The organism is Brevibacillus composti (genome assembly GCF_016406105.1).
GTDB lineage: Bacteria > Bacillota > Bacilli > Brevibacillales > Brevibacillaceae > Brevibacillus > Brevibacillus composti.
The window spans coordinates 3,516,347-3,532,048 of the sequence record NZ_CP066308.1; the positions used below are offsets into that span (position 1 = coordinate 3,516,347).

Sequence of the window (15,702 nt, forward strand, 5' to 3'; positions counted from 1 at the left end):
GAGAGGTTCTTGAGTGCTGCGATCCAAGTTCTACACACCTTCCGTGGCCTTCGCCCACTTCCCCCAGGCTCGGCTCCTCCTTGTCCATCTTACAATGGTCTTTCTTAACGAGGCGGCAGGATTCACTTTATGTTACGGTCTGCTGATTTGCTTGCACCCTTTCGGGTTACTTTGTCACAGGGCTTCAACCTTAGGATCACTCCACCAGTTGCCTGTCAGCTACGAGGCGACTTGGCTCTTACCTCGGTTGGACTTTCACCAACTAGCAATTAACGGCTTGCTGGGCACGCGGGAATCGGGTAGGGGGCTACCCATTAGTTGAGTAGCCGACCTCCCACACCACCGTACGTACCGTTCGGTATACGGCGGTTCCTTAGTTCACGCAGTCACTTGTCGATAATAATCTGAGAAGAAAAGAAATCCGAGGCCTTTAATGGTGTTGTTATCGAGGGCTTTCGCGAGGATGGGGCTATTGGAGATTCTCCAGTAGCTCTTTCTTGTATTTGCGTATTCCCATGCCTTGAACTTTGGGATTCCAAACGAGATCAGCTTTTCGAATTTTGTCCTTATTCGTTTCCATTGTTTCCAGTAGATCATTCGAATCCTTCTTCTCATCCATTCATCCGTTGTTTGGAGCAGGTTCTTCATATCCGCAATCTTGAAGTAGTTGACCCATCCCATGATATAGCGTCTGAGCCTTTCGGCTCTCTCTTCATTTCCCATGCCATTGCTTCTTGCGGTTAGTTCCTTCACTCTTGTTTTCATTTTGGCGATGGATTTGGGATGGATGCGGACTTTCACTTGCCCTCGTTGGTTGTAGAATGAGAATCCCAGAAACTTCACTCGAATGGCTAGGTCCACCACGGTTTTCTCCCGATTTACTTTTAGGAACAGCTTCTTTTCAATGTAGGGGAGAATGTTGGTTAGTGTCCGTTCGGCACTTCGTCTGCTCTTGCAGAAGATGAGTAAATCATCTGCGTATCGCACAAACTTGTGTCCTCTCTTCTCCAGCTCCTTGTCCAACTCATTCAGCATGATATTACTGAGAATTGGACTCAGATTCCCGCCCTGCGGTACGCCGACTTCTGTTTCCTCAAACTTGTGCTTCACGACAACTCCTGCCCGAAGATATTTATGAATTAGTGAAATGACTCGTCCGTCCTTAATCGTTCTTGAGAGTACTTCAATGAGCTTGCTTTGGTTGACGGTGTCAAAGTATTTCTCTAGATCCATATCCACAACATAGCGGTAGCCTTCCTGAATATATTGCTGGCTGCGCCTTATGGCTTGGTGGGCACTTCGTTTGGGTCGGAACCCGAAGCTGTTGTCCGAGAACTGTTGCTCATAGATCGGCGTGAGCATTTGTGCAATTGCCTGCTGGATTACTCGATCAACCACCGTTGGGATGCCCAGGTTTCTTTTCTTTCCGTTCTCTTTTGGGATTTCTACCCTTCGAACGGGATTTGGGCGATATCTGCCCGCCAGGATTTGTTCCTTGATGGTTTCACCGTTTTCTTTGAGATATTGTAGAAGTTCATCTACGCCCATCCCGTCGATTCCGTGTGAACCTTTATTCGCTTTGACTCTTTTGAACGCTTCGTTCAAATTGTCTCTGCTTATGATTTTCTCAAGTAACCTTTCCTTCGACTCGTTTGCGTTGGTGTCGTCGGTTTCAGCTATCCTCTCAGGAACGTGCACTCCCGCATATCCTTCGTGTTCCGCACTATTCTTTTGCGGTGAGCCTTCCGTTGGAAGTTGGCTGCCCTTATCTCCTGTTTCGGTAACATTCATTGACGACCACCTCCTAAGGTTCAGCCCTTCCCTCAAGCCGTCGACTGCTCGAGGTACTATGGCGTCTGCTGACTTCTCATGATAAATCTTGTTTCAACCGTGATTCGAATGTCATCTTCTCACGTCCATGAGACCTCCCACGGTAAGACGACTCACTTTCCTCCCATATACCCGCATCATTTACACCGGAATGTCCGTGTAGTGTATTGGACTTTGCTTTGTCTCGCAAGCTTGTCCCATTCCATATGCCTGATGATGTTCGTGTTCCTCGGGCCGGGATTTTGCCTCCAGCTTCCTTCAGATTCCACCTCACGGTGGACACCCTTGCTCTTGGCTAGTGGTTGGCCACTACCAGCCCCCACAGCGGACTTTCACCGCCTAGTTAGTCGCCATGCGTGGCGCACAAGAGAAACCCTTCCCGCACGAGCTGGGAAGGGTTCGCCTCCGTTCCGGTCTTGGTCAAACCGATCTTATTTTCCTTGCTCCAGCTCCTCGATCAACAGCGACAGCTCCGTCCAGCGCTCAATCGCCGCTTCCAAATCAGACGCGACCTGCTGCTCTTCGGCATACAGCTTTTCGATCTTGGCGTAATCGCTGCCGGCCCGCGCGATCTCCTGCTTGAGTTGTTCGCTTCTCTCCTCCAGCGCCGCGATCTTTCCTTCGATTTCGTCCCATTCCTTCTGATCCTTGTAGGAGAGCTTGCGGGTCCGGTTTTGCCCCCGGCCTGACGCGCTTTTCTCACTCTCGCCGGCTTGATCTCCGCCGGCACTCGCCTTGGGACTCGACTTGATGTCCGCTTCGTCCCGCCCGGCCCTGCGCTTTTCGGCCGCTTCCTGTTCCAGCTCTGCACGGCGCACTTCGAGGTACTCGGAATAATTGCCCGTAAACGGGCGGATTCGTCCCTCCCCTTCGAAAGCAAAGAGATGGTCCACCGTCCGGTCCAGGAAGTAGCGGTCATGGGAGACGGTAATCACCGCGCCCGGGAACTGCTCCAGATAATCCTCCAGGATGCTCAGCGTCTGTATATCCAGATCGTTGGTAGGTTCGTCCAGAAAGAGGACGTTGGGCTCGCCCATCAGTGTGCGCAGAAGGTAGAGACGGCGTCGTTCCCCGCCGGACAGACGGGAGATCGGGGTCCACTGCAGATGCGGCGGAAACAGGAACCGCTCCAGCATTTGCGAAGCGGTAATCACTTCGCCATCGCGGGTGTGGACGACCTCGGCCGCCTCCTTGACGTACTCGATGACGCGCAGCTTTTCATCCATCTCTACGTTTTCCTGCGTATAGTAGGCCAGCTTGACCGTCTGCCCTGTCTCAATCAGCCCGGAATCCGGCTCCACTCTGCCCGCCAGCATGTTCAGAAGCGTCGATTTCCCGCTGCCATTGGGCCCGATGATGCCGACCCGGTCCCCCGGCAGGACGATGTAGCTGAAATCCTCGATCAGCTTCCGCTGTCCATACGCTTTGCTGATGTGCTCGATCTCCAGCACCTTTTTTCCCAGACGACTCGCACCCAAGGCCATCTCCAGCTTTTCCGCCGGTCCGTCCACCTGCCGATCGCGCAGCTCCTCGGCTCGCTGCACGCGCGCCTTTTGCTTGGTCGTACGGGCTTTGGCACCGCGGCGCAGCCAGGCCAGCTCCCGCCGCAGCAGATTCTGCCGCTTGCTCTCGGCAGCCGATTCGTTTTCTTCCCGCTCCGCCTTTTTCTCCAGGAAAACGGCGTAATTGCCCTCGTAGCTGTACAGCTTTCCGCGATCCAGCTCGAAAATCCGGTTCGTGACGCGGTCGAGGAAATAACGGTCATGCGTGACGAGCAAGAGCGCCCCCTTGTAGCGGGAGAGGTACTCCTCCAGCCACTCCACGGTCTCATTGTCGATGTGGTTGGTCGGCTCGTCCAGGATGAGCAGATCCGCCGGTTGAATCAGGGCGCGCGCCATCGCCACCCGCTTGCGCTGCCCGCCGGAGAGCTCCTGCACCCGCTGGGAAAAATCGTGGATGCCCAGCTGGGTGAGGATGGTTTTGGCCATGGTGCTGGCCTCCCAGGCATGGGCCTCATCCATTCGGCCCTGCAGACGCAACAAGCGGGCCTGCTTCTGCTCGTTCTCCGGATCGGCCTGGAGCTCTTCCACGGCCTGCTCGTATTCCCGCAGCAGCTGCATCAGCGGGCTGTCGCCGTAGAACACCTGCTCCAGCACGCTGGAATTGTCCGCGAAGACCGGATTTTGCGGGAGGTACTCGACGCGGAAATGGTTGGCGTGGATCACCTTGCCGCTGTCCGCGGTGTCCAGGCCCGCGACGATTTTCAAGAGGGAGGACTTCCCCGTGCCGTTCACGCCGATCAGGCCAATCCGCTGGCCCTCGGCGATATGAAAAGAGATCGAGTCAAACAATACCTTCTCTCCGTAGCTTTTGGAGAGATTTTCCACTGATAGGATTTGCATATGGGTTCACCTGTACTTTTATGGGATAGGCCGTGTCCTTTTGGGAAAAGGGCTGCGGCTCGCGAGGTCGGTTCGTGAACTTGCTCATAAGGCCAACCGTAGACACTCTATCAAATCGTACCATGTTTTCCGGCTCCGCTCTATAGGAAGGGAATAGAGCAGAAGCATTACGATGAAGGGAGCGAAAGATCAAGCATACGGTTATCGCTATTTGATGAAACAGATGCAGTCTCGGACTTTTTTATGTTCAAATAATATGTCTTTACCACAGAATACATCTTATTGTACGATATATAACAAAAGGGAGGGAAATATCTGTCTTCTGAACTAATCTAAGGAAAATGGGAACCCTTTTCGACAGTCGGGATCTCCGTAGAGACCGAGAATGAAATTGAGGGTTCGGGTGCGGGGAAACCCATTACTCCGCGGGATACGGACAAAGAAAACGGGAGAGAATGACCATGAACTCACAGCTCATCACTTCACTCAATCAATCGTATGCTTCCTTGTATTATTATCTTCACTATCCTCATCAGGACTCAATTACTCACCAAGCAGTACGGATGCTGCAGCACATCGATATGCAAGGGGATGTTACGATAGGAAAGCTAGCGGAGCTTCTTTCCATTAGCCATAATACAGCCTCTGAGCATGTAAAACGATTACTACATAATGGATATGTCGTGAAGGAGCGATATTCTTCTGACGAACGTAAGGTATTTGTGCGACTGACGGAAAAAGGAAGGGCAGCCCTGTATATGAATACCAGACTGGACGAGAGCAAATTGTCAGACATCTTGGAGCGCCTGTCGGTAGAGCAACGCGAAATCATTGGGGAGGCATTTCACCTGCTAGCTGAGGAGGCAAAAAAATGTTCTTCTTACTAAAAATCTTGACTTCTGCTTTCGTAATTGGAGTCGTCACCGAAATAGCGAAACGATTTCCAACGGCGGGTGGGATGATTGCCGCATTGCCCATTGTAAGTTTATTGAGCATTATCTGGTTGTCTGTTCAAGGAGAATCGTCAACTACGCTTAGTCAATTTGCACGGGGAGTACTCTTTGGATTTCCTTCCACGATAGTGTTGCTGGTAATTGTCTCCCTATCCTTGCGTTTTTCATATTCAGTGACAACCTCTATATTACTGGGGGTTGCCGGATGGTTTTTGATTATCTCTATCCAGAATTTCGTGATGAATCCCTCCTAGGAAGATAGACAAGCCAACCCACAATGACATAAATCGCCCTGGCGGGAAATCGAGCGGGACAAAATGCTGGGAGAGGAGAAACCCGCCTCTCTCTGACGTAGCTTCGGACTGTGCGGTCCGTTTTTGCCTGCCGTCCGCCGTTCCGTGAAGCTTTCACAACTCCTCCCTCCCCTCCTCCGCATAGACCTCCATCCCGAGCGCGCCGGCCAGCTTGCGAAACGCGCTGTTTCGCAGCCGGTAATACGAGGAATGCGTCAGATTGAGCATGATGTAGGCCTCGATATCTGTCCGGTCCTCCCGGTCGAACCAGCGGGTGAGGATCAACTCCCTCTCCCGCGTTGAGAGGCGGTTGACGGCGGTGAGGAGCTGCTCGACAAATTCCCGTCGCTCCTGCTCGATCGTCGCGTTGCGGACGGCCACCTCCTCCGTGCTGCTGCGGAAGCGATTCGTCACCGATACTGGCGAGGCGTGCCAGCCTGCCGTGGTCCTCGCTTCCCATCCCGGATGAAACCCCATGCGGATAAAGTCCCGAGCCAAATCTAGCGCTCGCTTTACCCTGCGCTGCGTGGCTTGTACGTCAATTTGCGCGGGTGCGGAAAGAAACCAGGCGTTCATTGTATGCAACACTCCTCTATACAAAATTTTCATACACTATTTCCTAAATCACACCAATGTTGTACAATGTATTTGTACCTATTCACAGGAAGGACTGGTTCGTTCATGATCTCCCAGCGCTTACGAACGGCCCGCCGGGCAAAAGGACTGACGCAGGAAGAACTGGCGGAAAAAGTCCGAACAACAAAAGGGACCATCAGCAATTACGAAAACAACCACAGTTCGCCTCCCAACGATATGCTTATGCAGCTTGCCGATGTGCTCCAGGTCTCTACAGACTGGTTGCTGGGCCGCGTCGATGACGCGCTGGAACTGGCGCCTGCAGGCGGTCAGCCGCACCAGCGATCACTGGACGATTTATTACAGGAAAAAATCGATGACCCCGACGACTACTATTTTCTCGACGGCTATCTCGAAGCCACCGAAGACGAGAAAAAAGAGATTCGCCGGTATTGGTATGAATTAAAGAAACAGATGCGGGTTCATCAGGTGAATGAATCCAGACCGCCGTCCCTGTACGCGATTACGGAAAAAGGGAAAAAGACAACGAAATAAAAAAGAGCCCCATGGATAAACCAGGGGCATTCTTTCCATCCTGATAACGAACATACGTTCCAACTCTTCAAAGGAGGTCTTCCCATGCACTCTCTGATTGCCGAGGTGTTCGAGCCGCAAACCTGGCTGGAGGAGCGCGTCTATGAACTGCTGGAGCTTCATGGGATCCGGCAGCCCCGGGAGATTCGCGTCTCCGAGCTGTGCTCCGCTTACGGAATCGAGCTGTGGGACATCGCCGGCCGCAGTCGCGCCCATCCGCATCCGTACCTCCCCGGCCGCTTCGTCATCGCTGTGGATCACAGCCTCCCTTTGCCGCAGAGACGGGAAAAAATCGCCCATGAGCTCGGCCATCTGCTGTTGCACGAAGGCATGCAGCCCTGGGGCAAAGACGCGATGATCGATTGGCAGGAGGCACAGGCCAATCATTTTGCGGAGCATCTGCTGATGCCCTACCCGATGTTTGGGCCGCTGCTGGAAAACTGCTCCCGATACGAAGCCCCTTCCCGTCTGGCCGCCATTTTTCGCGTGCCGCTGTCACTCGCCCAGAAGAGATTTGATCGTTTGCTGAGCAGGATGTACGCCAAGGGGCATCCGCTAATCTGGTAGCATCTGGCGAAGCGGGACCCAAGAGGCCTGTCCCCTGCAACAAGCCTGATCAGAAATCGAACCCGAAAAGGAGCCGTCCCGCATGAAGACGTTTTTTTTGGCTGGGGATGCTTACAGCACCCGCTTTTTCGATCTGTCTCTGGAGGAAGAGGAGCTATCGCTGATGCCCTGGATCGAAGCCGCCCGGTACCACGTCGCCCGCTTCGCCTTGCAGATGAGAGATGACGGCCTGAGCGGGCTCGGCATCTCCAGCGGCGACGCATTGTTGATCTCCGATTTTTCCCTGGAGCCGATCATCGGAAGACCGGTGCTGGTACGGCAAGAGGGTCAGTATCTCGTCCGGATCGCCTCTGAGGTAAACCCCGTCGAGTGTGTGTTTGCCTGCACAGATCATCATCCTCCCCTGATTCTGCCCTCTGAAAATATCCGGATCGTGGGCGTGGTCTCGGGAATCATCAGGGAGCCGGCGATTCACTCATCTGCCCAGCCCTGAAACCGTGCTCTTCATCCATTCTTTCAGCACAGACGCCGTCTGCTGCCACTGGTCTTCGGCGGAGATCACCGCCGGCTGGTCTCCCTTTTGGGGTCCATAGCTGCCGAATTGGGCATGATTCCCCCCTGCAATTGTCAGGAGATCCGTATTCGGCGGGAGATACTGCCGCGCTTTTTCATACTCCTCCTGATTCACCACACCGTCTCTGGATCCGATCAGAGAGAGGACAGGCAATGCTTTGTCAGCCAAATTCCCCCGCTGATCCGGATAGGCGGCGAGCAGGAACACCCCCATGAATTTTTCCGGGTGCAGGGCGGCATAGCGAGAAGCGACGACGCCTCCGAGCGAATGGCCGCCAATCACAAAAGGCTCCTCGGGATATGCCTTCAGCACGTCTTCGGCCCGGTCCTCTCCCGTGGCGGCGAGGTTGAGGGGCATTTTGACGATCACCGTCCGGTGGCCGGACAACGCCATGAGACGGGCGAGTGGAGCGTAGCTCTCCGGGCCGACCAGGCTGCCCGGATAAAAGATCATCCCGGGTGGAGAACTCTCCCCGCCCTCAAAGATGATCAAGCCCGCTCGTTCCACCACTCTCACCCCGTCTCCGTCCCTCATCGCGCTCATCGCATCTGCGTTCGGTCGGTAGGGATCGAGGTACCAGGCTGCGATGGCTACGAGCAAAGCGACGACGAGGAAGCCGTACAGCAAAAATCGGATAAAGCGTCTTCTCATCGCTGGACCCTCCTTTCGCACCCTCCCCCTTTTTTTCTTTCATTAGTATGCGCGATTTCCAGCCGGGTGTGCATGCATTCCGGAAAAGCCTTCCTTTTTGTTGCAGACAACCAGGGGCGATCACAGCATGGCCGGAGCTGGCACAGTTAGGGTCGCTAGCTCGCTCGTCGACGGGAGACCGGACCTGCGACGCCGAGGCAAGATTGACCGAGACGGCCCAACCGTACGTAGAAGCAGCCCCACATACAAGGAAATATTTGTATTGACATCCTTTTTCTCCACATGGTAAGATTTAACCCATACAAATTCGGAAGGGTGACTTATGAACAATGATCATGTAATCCTGCCTCCAACGAAACAACCGTTTGAAACATCCATGTCTATGGGGAAACAAAAACGGTTTCTGGATAGGGATTGGTGTCATTGTTCATCGTCGCCTTTATTCTTTGCTAGCGGAAAAAGACTTCGTATCGGGGTCTTCCACTAGAAGAGAGTCCATCCGCGGCCTCGCCTGATCCTGGTATTGCTCGCGATATTCCGCGCAATGCTTGTCATTTAAGCGAACGGCCCGACGGAGTGCGGAACTTCCCGGCAGCCCCCGGCTGTTTGTGGTTTGGTTCCTTTTGCGATCATGAATTATACAGCCGCCTCCTATCCGGAAACCAGGATAAGGAGGCTATTTTATGGCCCAAACAAGTATTTTTCAAAACCGGGTTGTCCGGACGATCTTGCTCTCGGCCCTGTTTTTGCAGATCGGCATCTGGGTGCGAAATTTTGCCGTGCTGCTGTTCGTGATGGAACAGACCCATGGCGATCCGTTTGCCGTCTCGATGATCTATCTGGCGGAATTTGCGCCCATCTTTATCTTTTCGTTTATCGGCGGCACCTTTGCTGACCGCTGGCGCCCCAAGCATACCATGGTTTGGTGCGACCTTTTGAGCGCGGTTTCCGTATTCGTCGTGCTGCTTACCTTTGTATTCGGGACCTGGAAAGCGGTATTTTTCGCCACGCTCGTCTCCGCCATCCTGTCTCAGTTTTCGCAGCCTTCCGGCATGAAGCTCTTCAAGATGCATTTGCCCGAGGATCAGATGCAGGCGGGGATGTCGATCTATCAGACGTTGTTCGCCGTCTTCATGATCTTCGGTCCCGTGCTGGGCACGTTTGTCTACCAAACCTTTGGCATCAGCGCGGCGATCGGCATCATGGGCGTCGCCTTTCTGCTCTCCGCGGCTGTGCTGTTTTTCCTGCCGCCCGACCGCGTCGAGGAAAAGAATGAGCGGGCCACGACGCTCCTGCAAGAGATGGGGAACGGCATCCGCTATGTCCTGGGCAATCCCGTGCTGACCAAGCTGGGTTTCTGCTTTTTGGCCGCTGGACTCAGTATCGGCATGATTCAGCCGATGGGCATCTTTCTGGTGACAGAGCGGCTGGGCCTGCCGAAGGAAAGCCTGCAGTGGTTGATGGCCGTCAACGGTGTCGGCATGATTCTCGGAGGCGCGCTGACGATGACCGTCGCCAAGAAAACGCCGCCGCAAAAACTGCTCGTCGTCGGGATGCTGGTGAATGCGATCGCCTTTGTGGTAGCCGGTCTTTCCACCAATCTGTGGCTGACGATGACGGCGCAGCTATTCAACGGCTTGTTCATGCCATGCATCCACATCGGCATCAACACCATGATCTTGAAGTACACCGAAGGGGCCTTTGTCGGCCGCGTGATGGGCATTCTCAGCCCGCTGTTTACAGGTGCGATGGTGCTGACGATGAGCATCGCCGGGACGATGAAAAAAATGTTGTCGCTGGTCTCTGTATACGAGATCGCCGCGTTCCTCTTTATCGTCGGTCTGCTGTTCATCGTGCCCCTGCTGCGCCAACAGCCGCAACTCGAACAGAAGCCTGCCCCCTAAACCGAGAAACACGGACAGAAAAAGAGACGACCGGGACCATAAGCGGGTTCCCGGCCGTCCTTTTCCGTTTTATAACACAATGATCCAAACGCCTCTGTCGGGGCATCACGATGATCCGATGAATGCCTCTCTACTCCGATTTTCCAGGCTATTGTCCCTCCCCATGGCGATCATCCAAACGCCTGAGACGCGATCGCGTACAGACAGCCATTTCGCTTTGGCAATCGGTCCGCTTGCTTTACCATGATCGGCGGCTGCGTCACCTGGGTGAATCCCGCTCCTTCCAGAAAGCGCCGAAACCCTTCGTGTCCGGAGGGGACATCGATTCGCAGCTTCCCGGGGTAGTTGTGCGCCAGTGCATCCACCAGCAGTACGGCCGCCTGCTCATCGGGAGCGACGATGGGGCCGAGCACCAGATTGACAGGGCCCTCTACGCCCAGCCCGTAGCCCGCGACGGAACCGTCCCTCCCCAACAAGACGAGCTTTTTCCGTGCCTGGACGATCCGGCGGAACAAAAATTCTCTTCTGTCCGCGCCGAATGCCTGTTTGTCCAGGCGGATGATCGGCTCCAGATGTTCGGGAGCCAAGGGCTGTACCTCCCACAGCGAGCTTGCGGGCGGTGTCGCTTTACTAGAGCCTTCCGCGTGCGGTCCCGCTGATGGCTGATAGCGGTCGCACAAGTATTTGTGCACCCAGTCCACGGCAGCAAAACCGAGCCCTTCATAGACCGGTCTCCCTGCCGGTGTGGCGACAAGCATCAAGGCGGGCGCGCGGCCATCCGCCGTCTGTTCGTTGCCGGCGTCGACACATGCCTGCGTGACTTCCTTTCCCAGCCCCCTCCCCCGATAGTCAGGATGTACGATGACCATCCCGATGGAAGCCAGCGACTCGCCGTACGGGATAACGGCTGCACAGGAGCATACGCCCCCCTCCCGGTCCCGGTGGCCGAAAACTCTCCCGGCGATAAAAAAAGTGGCCACCTCTTCTTCGTCATAATCCCAGCCCACCATAGCCGACAGCCGGAGCAAATCGGGAATATCTGCTGGGGTCAGCTCCTCCAAGCGCAGTTCAAAGCGATCAAGGTCACCCATACCTTTTCCCCCTCTTTCTCGTCGATTGGCTCTCCTGCCGGAAGAGGGCAACCGTGATCAGTCTTCACCCTCCGCCGCTCCCCCTCCCTTCTGTTTTTGCCTTTCGCGAAAACGGCGCACCTTCATCAGATTGCCGCAGGTCTTGTCCTCGCACCAGCGACTGGAGCGATTCCGGCTCTCGTCGTAATAGACCCAGAGGCAATTGGGATTTTCACAGATTTTCAGGCGTCTCGGGTCCCCTTTCGTCAAAAGGTCCCCGAAGGAGGAAAGGATTTTTCCCATCAGGCCTTCCCAGCCCTCACCCAAGACCACCTCCTGCACTTGATACTGTGCCTCCGGATCAAAGACAAGCCGTCTGTACGTCGGGACCGATGCAGCGATCCGGTTGATTCCCGCCAAATCCTGCTCATCTGGCGCCTGCCGGGCAGCTACGGCTTCCGTCACCCGGCGCATATAATTCCTGAGTTCTGTCAAGGCGGCGATAACGGCAGGCTCCGTCGGCATCGGCAAGTCCAGTATCCATTTCCGCGAAAATTTCTGCCACCACTCCGGCTGGTTCAGTCGGTCTACCCGCTCGCCGGAGCCGCGCCAATTTCTGTAATCGCTGTTAAGAAAATCGAGACAAAGCCATTCCACATGCGTTCTCCTCTCTTGAATTCAGAAACCAGGATATGGTATATTGGTCTTGTAACTATTAAAAACATTTTAGATGGTTACAAGCGGTTGTCTGATGCTGTTTCCCCCATTATACCGCGCCCCACCACCCTTTCCCAGATGAGGAGGAATCTTATGAACCGGATGGATTTGCTTTTGCGTGAGTTCGATCACACATACCTGCAGGAAGATTGGTATCCGCCCCTGAAGGATGCTTTGGCCGGATTGACCGCGGCCCAGGCCAGCTGGCGCCCGCCCGGCGCAGCGGCGAACACGATTTGGGAAATCGTCAGCCATCTCCTCTTTTTCAAGGAACAGCTGCTCTGCCGCTTGCAAAATAAGGAAGTTGTCGCCGCCGCCACCAATGATGACACCTTTACCCCTTCGGGCGGTCCAGATGACGAAGAGGCGTGGCAAGCCGATGTCAAACGGATGGAGACGATTCATCATCAGCTGCGCGAGTTGCTCGCTGCGCTGCGCGAAGAAGACTTCGATCGTCCTTTTCCCGTCAGCCCCCTGGGCCTGCGCGTATTCAGCATCATCACGCACGATGCGTTTCACGCCGGCCAGATTGTGCAAATCCGCAAAATGCAGGGCTCCTGGCCAGCCCGCAGAGCCTTTGAGTAACCCGGCTTTTTCGGGACGAAAGCCCATTCCCCGGCGCCCGATGCTTCATACACTGTAAAGAATGCCGGTGAGTGAGGCGATATCGATGGGTCAGCAATCTGATTATTTCTCTTCGGATGAGCTTGCGTTTTTGTCCGCCATTTTGACTCTGATCGGAAGCATCTTGGCTGTTCTGGCATTGATCAAAGAGCGGCAGGAAAAGCTAGCGGCGCAGGAGAAGCCCAAAAACAACCAGAAGAGATGAAAAAAGCCGTTGCCTCCGAAGCAACGGCTTTTTCTTCGCTATCTATCTCTATCCCGTGCATGATCGCAAGGCTGGGAAACGCCTGTTACCTGTCCGCTTCATCTGCGGGCTTGTGCATCGTCCCATACTCAAACGGATTCCCTTTGCCCGACGGAGCATCCACATCGACGGCGGGCGGCTTTCCGACCAACTGCCTGAACTCCGGTGCGTAGTAGCTGGTCAGCTTCACCGTGGCCGTCATCTTGTCGTCCGCGGACACCGTGAACTCGTCTTTTTCATCGGACGTGACGCTGATTTCATCCACCCGCAGGTACCGGGACAAGTCCTGGACCTCTGTCAGAAAACGATACAGTTCCTCGTACTGTGCTTTTATGGAAAGCGTAATCTCTACGCTGCCCAAAGTCGTCTCCGGCAGAAAGCGCTTGATCGTCTCTACGGAGGGAGGGGCCTTCGTTCCCGCATCGGCCTTGGTTGCCGTCCCGGCATCCCCATCGACCCCGGCATCCGCAACCTCTTCCCCGTCCGCATCAGCCTCGCCCGATTCCGCCCAGCCCTCGTCTCCTCTGGCGATTATCTTTTCCGCAATCTCCTTGGCCGACATGGCTTTTTGCTCCGAAAAAGTAGCGCTGAGAATCTCCACATTGCTGATCGTCTGCAGCTTGCCCAAATCCTTGATCAGCTGATCCGTGTACGGCGTGACGGGAATGGCTTCGGCCACCCTGGCCAGTTTTTGTTCGGAAACGGTTCTCTCATTCTGCTGGTTTTGCTTTTGCTCCGTCATTCCCTGAACCGTGGCGCGAAGCTGGGCCAGCTCCACGGTGCGCTGTTTCTTTTTCTCCTGCATGGGCGTGAGGTAGAAATAGTAGAAGACAGCCAGCAGGGCGAACAGCAGAGCGACAAACAAGAAAAGAATTTGACGTGTTCTCTCGGCCATAGTTACTCTCCTACTTTTTCTGCGCAGACGCAAGATCGGTGAGCCGCTGGATCAGCTCAGCCAGATCGACCGTCTGGACCCTCAGTTCAAATGTGGCTGTATAGCGCGGCAAGATGTCTCCGCCGACTGCCTGCAGGGAAGGGGAAAGCGGCTTCCCCTGTTCATCGACGGGCCCGATCCATTTGATGGGAGCGGATACGATGGACTTGACCTGCGCTTTTCGTACCTGCGGAGAGGCTTGCAGATGATGCAAATAAGCAGCCACGTCGTCGTATTGCTCGAAGCGGCCGACGAGCTGCACCTGTCCGTCCAGGCTGTAGCTGATTTTCTGCAGCTTGCCCCGATCCGGCAGATTTTCGGCGAGCTCGTCCAACAAGAGCGTCGTCGGCCGGAATAGATGCTGCACCCGCTCGGACACCTCGACATATTCTTGAACCGTTGCCGTCGCCGCCTTCGTCCCCAGCCGCTTCTCTGCGGCCTTGAGCATCTGCTCATGCTGGGCGATTTCCTGTTGCAGCCGATCGACAGCCGTCCGATCCGCGTAATAGGTCCAGCCCATCCAGGCAGCGCCGATCAGCCAGAGTGCCCCCGCTACCGAGAGCCACATGGCACCGCCGCTCACCTTTTTCTTTTTCGGCAATAGGTTAATGGTTACCACTGATCGTCAACCTCTCAAGGTTAGTCCCGCCGCAGCCGTAATCGCCTGCACGCTCTTTTGCAGCGTCGGCTGGTGCCGGATATGGTGGGTGGGCAGGGGGTGGATTTGCAAGCTGGACATCCGCGGCTGGAGCATCGCAATCATCTCTTCCAGATTGGATCCTTCGCCCGTTATGTAGATCGTTTTGATCCGGGTCCCGTCATTTTTCATGCTGAATTGATAAAAATTGATCACCCGGTCTACTTCCCTGATCAGATCTTGGACGAAGGCATCCAAAGCCCCGGATGACTCGCCTTGGAGGGCGGGCTCCCCAGCCGGCTGATAGTGGGCCATTTGGATCGGAATGCTCCGCAAGAACTCCGGAATGTCGCTTTGAAAAATGCTCACGTTGACCGCGTGCGGTCCCAATTGCAAAAACATAAAATCGGTCGGGTACCCTTCACCGCTCGCCAGCAGCAACCGATACAGTGCCAAAGGCTCGATGTCGACCGCGGTGACCTCCAGATCCAGCACTTTCAGCAGTTCGATATAGGGATCGATCACATCGCCCGGCGCTGCGATCACCAAATATTCGTCCTCCGGCAGGGCGTCGTCCAATCCGAAGCCGTCTCGTTCGTTTGGATCCTGCTCCGGCTCCACCTCTCCGATCTTGTGAAAATCGAAATAAGGGCGTGAAAAGGGCAGGTGGATCGTGGTGCCCAGCTCGATCTCCAGAAGCGACCGAATCTCTTCGGGCGACAGCCTGGGCTGACGGGTTTTGCGGATGACGACCGTGGACGTCGGGATGGAGAGAATCGCCTTCTTTTTCGAGAGACGAAGCTCCTTCTTCGCGAGAGCGAGCTGCAATTTGGCACGCTCCATGTCGATGATCCGTCCATTCTCCATGCACCCGTCCTCCAGCCGGATCCGTCCTGCCTGCCGGATCTCTACACCGCCGTCCACACATTTGGCTTCAACAAAGCGAAGCCCTTCCTCCTCCATGGCGATGCCGATCCGAACGGGATATGTCTGAAAAGGGATGCGCAGTTTCATCCGCTTCTTTTCCTTTCTGCACGTTGCCTTTGCTTTTCATTTGAGCGCTCAATTCGCATCACTGCGCTTCTCGGTTGCGTGCGGCACGTTCTGTTTAACGTAGTACTATTTTTTTATG

The 15,702-nt window shown here is 55.0% G+C and carries 17 protein-coding genes; 8 read left to right on the plus strand and 9 right to left on the minus strand.

Translation table 11 applies throughout. The features are described from left to right. Positions 1-378: 378 nt before the first annotated feature. Entirely contained in the window at positions 379-1,791 is a 1,413-nt protein-coding gene (gene ltrA / locus JD108_RS17690; protein ID WP_198826346.1) for a group II intron reverse transcriptase/maturase, read from the minus strand. A 470-nt stretch (positions 1,792-2,261) separates the two neighbouring features. Beyond that, positions 2,262-4,232, minus strand: a complete 1,971-nt coding sequence (locus JD108_RS17695) for an ABC-F family ATP-binding cassette domain-containing protein (RefSeq protein ID WP_198827299.1) — start codon at positions 4,230-4,232, stop codon at positions 2,262-2,264. Between the two features lie 461 nt (positions 4,233-4,693). On the opposite strand from JD108_RS17695, the gene JD108_RS17700 reads away from it, so the two are divergent. Together JD108_RS17700 and JD108_RS17705 are read left to right on the plus strand one after the other, a co-directional pair. Beyond that, positions 4,694-5,119 carry a MarR family winged helix-turn-helix transcriptional regulator gene (locus tag JD108_RS17700; protein ID WP_407649360.1) on the plus strand — a complete coding sequence of 142 codons (426 nt, stop codon included), beginning with the start codon at positions 4,694-4,696 and terminating at the stop codon, positions 5,117-5,119. After that, the gene (locus JD108_RS17705; protein WP_198827301.1) at positions 5,104-5,439 is read left to right on the plus strand and encodes a DUF3147 family protein; all 336 of its coding nucleotides are present in this window, start codon (positions 5,104-5,106) and stop codon (positions 5,437-5,439) included. The genes JD108_RS17700 and JD108_RS17705 overlap by 16 nt, the downstream gene beginning before the upstream one ends. A gap of 153 nt (positions 5,440-5,592) precedes the next feature. Here JD108_RS17705 and JD108_RS17710 read toward each other — a convergent pair whose 3' ends face one another. Further along, positions 5,593-6,054 carry an ArpU family phage packaging/lysis transcriptional regulator gene (locus JD108_RS17710; RefSeq protein ID WP_198827302.1) on the minus strand — a complete coding sequence of 154 codons (462 nt, stop codon included), beginning with the start codon at positions 6,052-6,054 and terminating at the stop codon, positions 5,593-5,595. A 105-nt stretch (positions 6,055-6,159) separates the two neighbouring features. On the opposite strand from JD108_RS17710, the gene JD108_RS17715 reads away from it, so the two are divergent. From JD108_RS17715 to JD108_RS17725, 3 genes are all read left to right on the plus strand, one after another. Further along, positions 6,160-6,609 carry a helix-turn-helix domain-containing protein gene (locus JD108_RS17715; protein WP_198827303.1) on the plus strand — a complete coding sequence of 150 codons (450 nt, stop codon included), beginning with the start codon at positions 6,160-6,162 and terminating at the stop codon, positions 6,607-6,609. Positions 6,610-6,693: 84 nt separating this feature from the next. Continuing rightward, positions 6,694-7,215 (plus strand): ImmA/IrrE family metallo-endopeptidase, encoded by a 522-nt coding sequence (locus JD108_RS17720; protein WP_198827304.1) that lies wholly within the window; start codon positions 6,694-6,696, stop codon positions 7,213-7,215. An 82-nt stretch (positions 7,216-7,297) separates the two neighbouring features. Next, a complete protein-coding gene (locus JD108_RS17725; RefSeq protein ID WP_198827305.1) occupies positions 7,298-7,708 on the plus strand; it encodes a LexA family transcriptional regulator in 411 nt (136 codons plus the stop codon). On the opposite strand, the gene JD108_RS17730 is transcribed toward JD108_RS17725, so the two are convergent. Beyond that, positions 7,691-8,440: an alpha/beta fold hydrolase gene (locus tag JD108_RS17730; protein ID WP_198827306.1), complete on the minus strand. Its 750-nt coding sequence runs from the start codon at positions 8,438-8,440 to the stop codon at positions 7,691-7,693. The genes JD108_RS17725 and JD108_RS17730 overlap by 18 nt on opposite strands. A gap of 683 nt (positions 8,441-9,123) precedes the next feature. Here JD108_RS17730 and JD108_RS17735 point away from each other — a divergent pair. Further along, complete coding sequence (locus JD108_RS17735; RefSeq protein ID WP_198827307.1) at positions 9,124-10,344, plus strand: MFS transporter; 1,221 nt, start codon at positions 9,124-9,126, stop codon at positions 10,342-10,344. A 170-nt stretch (positions 10,345-10,514) separates the two neighbouring features. Here JD108_RS17735 and JD108_RS17740 read toward each other — a convergent pair whose 3' ends face one another. Together JD108_RS17740 and JD108_RS17745 are read right to left on the minus strand one after the other, a co-directional pair. Further along, a complete protein-coding gene (locus JD108_RS17740; protein ID WP_198827308.1) occupies positions 10,515-11,435 on the minus strand; it encodes a GNAT family N-acetyltransferase in 921 nt (306 codons plus the stop codon). 57 nt (positions 11,436-11,492) lie between these two features. Next, positions 11,493-12,071 carry a CGNR zinc finger domain-containing protein gene (locus tag JD108_RS17745; protein ID WP_198827309.1) on the minus strand — a complete coding sequence of 193 codons (579 nt, stop codon included), beginning with the start codon at positions 12,069-12,071 and terminating at the stop codon, positions 11,493-11,495. A 153-nt stretch (positions 12,072-12,224) separates the two neighbouring features. Here JD108_RS17745 and JD108_RS17750 point away from each other — a divergent pair, with 153 nt between their 5' ends. Then, complete coding sequence (locus JD108_RS17750; protein ID WP_198827310.1) at positions 12,225-12,716, plus strand: DinB family protein; 492 nt, start codon at positions 12,225-12,227, stop codon at positions 12,714-12,716. Between the two features lie 85 nt (positions 12,717-12,801). Beyond that, the gene (locus JD108_RS17755; protein ID WP_198827311.1) at positions 12,802-12,960 is read left to right on the plus strand and encodes a hypothetical protein; all 159 of its coding nucleotides are present in this window, start codon (positions 12,802-12,804) and stop codon (positions 12,958-12,960) included. An 85-nt stretch (positions 12,961-13,045) separates the two neighbouring features. Here the strand turns inward: JD108_RS17755 and JD108_RS17760 are convergent, their stop codons facing one another. From JD108_RS17760 to pilM, 3 genes are read right to left on the minus strand one after another with little or no spacing between them, the layout of a single operon-like run. Next, positions 13,046-13,894, minus strand: coding sequence for a pilus assembly protein PilO (locus tag JD108_RS17760; protein WP_198827312.1), 849 nt, complete (start codon positions 13,892-13,894; stop codon positions 13,046-13,048). A 10-nt stretch (positions 13,895-13,904) separates the two neighbouring features. Beyond that, complete coding sequence (locus JD108_RS17765; RefSeq protein ID WP_198827313.1) at positions 13,905-14,552, minus strand: PilN domain-containing protein; 648 nt, start codon at positions 14,550-14,552, stop codon at positions 13,905-13,907. Positions 14,553-14,558: 6 nt separating this feature from the next. Beyond that, a complete protein-coding gene (pilM, locus tag JD108_RS17770; protein ID WP_198827314.1) occupies positions 14,559-15,584 on the minus strand; it encodes a type IV pilus biogenesis protein PilM in 1,026 nt (341 codons plus the stop codon). Positions 15,585-15,702 lie beyond the last annotated feature (118 nt).

Excerpts from the sequence above, each read along its gene's own strand:
- JD108_RS17705 (WP_198827301.1), top strand. The coding sequence starts at position 5,104 with ATGTTCTTCTTACTAAAAATCTTGACTTCTGCTTTCGTAATTGGAGTC.
- JD108_RS17750 (WP_198827310.1), top strand. The coding sequence starts at position 12,225 with ATGAACCGGATGGATTTGCTTTTGCGTGAGTTCGATCACACATACCTG.
- ltrA (WP_198826346.1), bottom strand. The coding sequence starts at position 1,791 with ATGAATGTTACCGAAACAGGAGATAAGGGCAGCCAACTTCCAACGGAA.
- JD108_RS17720 (WP_198827304.1), top strand. The coding sequence starts at position 6,694 with ATGCACTCTCTGATTGCCGAGGTGTTCGAGCCGCAAACCTGGCTGGAG.
- JD108_RS17755 (WP_198827311.1), top strand. The coding sequence starts at position 12,802 with ATGGGTCAGCAATCTGATTATTTCTCTTCGGATGAGCTTGCGTTTTTG.
- JD108_RS17740 (WP_198827308.1), bottom strand. The coding sequence starts at position 11,435 with ATGGGTGACCTTGATCGCTTTGAACTGCGCTTGGAGGAGCTGACCCCA.
- JD108_RS17760 (WP_198827312.1), bottom strand. The coding sequence starts at position 13,894 with ATGGCCGAGAGAACACGTCAAATTCTTTTCTTGTTTGTCGCTCTGCTG.
- JD108_RS17735 (WP_198827307.1), top strand. The coding sequence starts at position 9,124 with ATGGCCCAAACAAGTATTTTTCAAAACCGGGTTGTCCGGACGATCTTG.
- JD108_RS17695 (WP_198827299.1), bottom strand. The coding sequence starts at position 4,232 with ATGCAAATCCTATCAGTGGAAAATCTCTCCAAAAGCTACGGAGAGAAG.
- pilM (WP_198827314.1), bottom strand. The coding sequence starts at position 15,584 with ATGAAACTGCGCATCCCTTTTCAGACATATCCCGTTCGGATCGGCATC.
- JD108_RS17700 (WP_407649360.1), top strand. The coding sequence starts at position 4,694 with ATGAACTCACAGCTCATCACTTCACTCAATCAATCGTATGCTTCCTTG.
- JD108_RS17715 (WP_198827303.1), top strand. The coding sequence starts at position 6,160 with ATGATCTCCCAGCGCTTACGAACGGCCCGCCGGGCAAAAGGACTGACG.
- JD108_RS17730 (WP_198827306.1), bottom strand. The coding sequence starts at position 8,440 with ATGAGAAGACGCTTTATCCGATTTTTGCTGTACGGCTTCCTCGTCGTC.
- JD108_RS17710 (WP_198827302.1), bottom strand. The coding sequence starts at position 6,054 with ATGAACGCCTGGTTTCTTTCCGCACCCGCGCAAATTGACGTACAAGCC.
- JD108_RS17725 (WP_198827305.1), top strand. The coding sequence starts at position 7,298 with ATGAAGACGTTTTTTTTGGCTGGGGATGCTTACAGCACCCGCTTTTTC.